At 40.0% G+C, this 2,283-nt stretch carries 3 protein-coding genes; all 3 read right to left on the bottom strand.

Going from position 1 to position 2,283, the window contains the following annotated elements; all coding sequences use genetic code 11:
• Nucleotides 1-211 precede the first annotated feature (211 nt).
• The 3 genes from ACW12G_RS07580 to ACW12G_RS07570 are packed head-to-tail and all read right to left on the bottom strand — an operon-like array spanning nucleotide 212 to nucleotide 2,112.
• Nucleotides 212-439, bottom strand: coding sequence for a hypothetical protein (locus ACW12G_RS07580; RefSeq protein WP_455647671.1), 228 nt, complete (start codon nucleotides 437-439; stop codon nucleotides 212-214).
• Complete coding sequence (locus ACW12G_RS07575; RefSeq protein ID WP_455646777.1) at nucleotides 420-806, bottom strand: hypothetical protein; 387 nt, start codon at nucleotides 804-806, stop codon at nucleotides 420-422. The genes ACW12G_RS07580 and ACW12G_RS07575 overlap by 20 nt, the downstream gene beginning before the upstream one ends.
• The gene (locus ACW12G_RS07570; RefSeq protein WP_455647670.1) at nucleotides 799-2,112 is read right to left on the bottom strand and encodes a Y-family DNA polymerase; all 1,314 of its coding nucleotides are present in this window, start codon (nucleotides 2,110-2,112) and stop codon (nucleotides 799-801) included. Before ACW12G_RS07570 ends, ACW12G_RS07575 begins: the two co-directional genes overlap by 8 nt.
• Nucleotides 2,113-2,283: the final 171 nt, after the last annotated feature.

Below are 2,283 nucleotides of genomic sequence, written 5' to 3'. Positions count from 1 at the left end.
ACTCCCCCTCAACGCATTTTCACCGTTTTACCACGATTGTTGGTAGAGCGGTTTTTTGTTGGTTGAACCCTTGGTACGTCAGGTTTTTGGGTTGTTTAGAGTTGTTGTAAGTTTATGTCAGTTTTTGTTATTTTTGCTACAATTTGCTACAAATTTGCTACAGGTTCGGACGTAAAAAACCAGCATACTATACGCTGGTTTTTCTACTATATTATATGGATTCTTTTTTTATTCTTACCACCAATTCATCAAGTTGGTCTTTAGTCATTTCGTTGAAGCGTGCAATCTGCCGTGACTTAGTTGCATACCCTATTTTGTACCACTCAAAAAACATATTAACGGTATGCTTGTAAACTTCATTAACAATGCGCACTTCATATATCGTATTTGGCTTTTTTAAAAATAACGAATTAATGGTTTCAATAACTTCGTCTGTCATCGATTGATACTTCCTTTACTGCTCTAATATCTTCAAATAATAGATGTTCCTTATCTATCACTACACCACGATCAGAAAAACCGTCTATACTACCGACGATATTCTTAAACAAGTTGCCGGTTTCATCCTGCATATCTTGCTGGATTACTACCTCATGATATTCAAGTAGGGCGTGCATCAACGTTTGTCTAATGTCTTCGACAGTCATTCTAGGTAATCTCTCGGTCTGTTGGTGTCGTTCATGCGCTTCACTTTTTAATGATGATGTATGGTCCGATAAAAAATAACCATTCCATTTTACCTTGCCACGCTCACGATAATCATTCTTAAAATAGTTAGTCACTAGCCTACTGAAGTCGTCAGTCATAACTATTTCCACCATTATGGCCACCGACTAATGATGCACGGTTAATCGCTGTTCCGCCATTGGCTTTAGACATGGCCCGCATAACAGCTGTAGTACCAAACCGCTTTCTAAGCTCGTCCACTACCTTATCGATTTTGTTGGTTTTAATTTGCGTTTCAGGTTGTGCGAATAAATCTAGTTGAATACCCACATCATCAATCAGACCGCCATAGTCAATACCGATGTTACGAATGACTCCACCTTGCCAATACTTCTCAAATAGTTCAATCATTATCTTCATAAGCGTTCGTGTATCGTTTGTGGGACTAATTCGCATTTGTTTTCTAAATCCGTGACTACCACGCTGCTCACTTTCAGCAAAAGAGTAACCGATTGATAGACTAACTAAGCTAGTCTGTTTTTTGTGGGATCTAATTCGTGATGCCACTTGATCAGCCATTTCACGGATAACGATTTCAATCTCTTCACGCTTGCGATAATCACGTGGTAACACCTGTGAATTACTATACGATTTGCTCTTTGGCACAACCTTTTCGGTTAAGTCCGACCTATCTATACCCCATGACAGAGCGTATAGCTGCTCACCCATTAATCCCATTTTTGATCTAAAAACATAGGGGTCCTGATGTGCCAAGTCATACATCGAATAGATACCCATATCGTTTAACTTCTTTGCTGTCCGCCTGCCGATACTCCATATATCAGTGAGTTCAGTTATTGGCCATAATTTCTCAGGTACGTCTTCATAGCGCCATGTGGCCATTAAGTTATGCACTTTCTTAGCTTCAATATCCAGCGCGATTTTAGCTAATACTGGTGAGTCACCTATGCCTACCGATAGATAAATACCAGTTTCATTTCTCACACGTTTCTGTATTATTCTGGCCAAGGCTTGTGGTGAGTTACCAAAGAACTCCCATGTATCAGTAACATCAAGAATAGACTCATCTATAGAATAAGGTAGTACCTTGTCTTCGGTAGTATACTCACGATAGATGCTGTTTATTATCAGGTTTTCTTTGATATACAGGTTCATTCGTGGTGGTGCAATAATCAGGCCCTTGTCTTGTGGCACATCGCGTTGTCGCATAACATTGCTCACACCTAATTTTTTCTTAGCCATTGGGGACGCAGCAAGTACCAGCCCGCCGTTAGTGTTTTCCTGTTCAGACATCACAACCAGTATTGACTTTAAAGGATTAAGTCCCCGCTCTACGCTCTCAACACTGGCGTAGAAGCTCTTTGAGTCGATCAAAAAGAACACACGGCGTTTCTCTAAATTGTAGTCATATTCAGTCTTTCCCATGTCGTCGCCTCGAACAGTTGTTGTACAATTCATTATACGAACAAACGTTCTTATGTGCAAGTTTCTAATTGGTTACAAACAAAAAAAGACCCAACCAATGAGTGGTCGGTCACTGGTATCAAGGCGTCGACGACTGTTTGTAGCAAATAAAATTCAGAAGCCATCTAACAC

The sequence above is a fragment of the Leuconostoc sp. genome (assembly GCF_965300815.1).
Note: the sequence above shows the minus strand (reverse complement) of the source record. Positions and strands in the feature narration are given on the sequence as shown.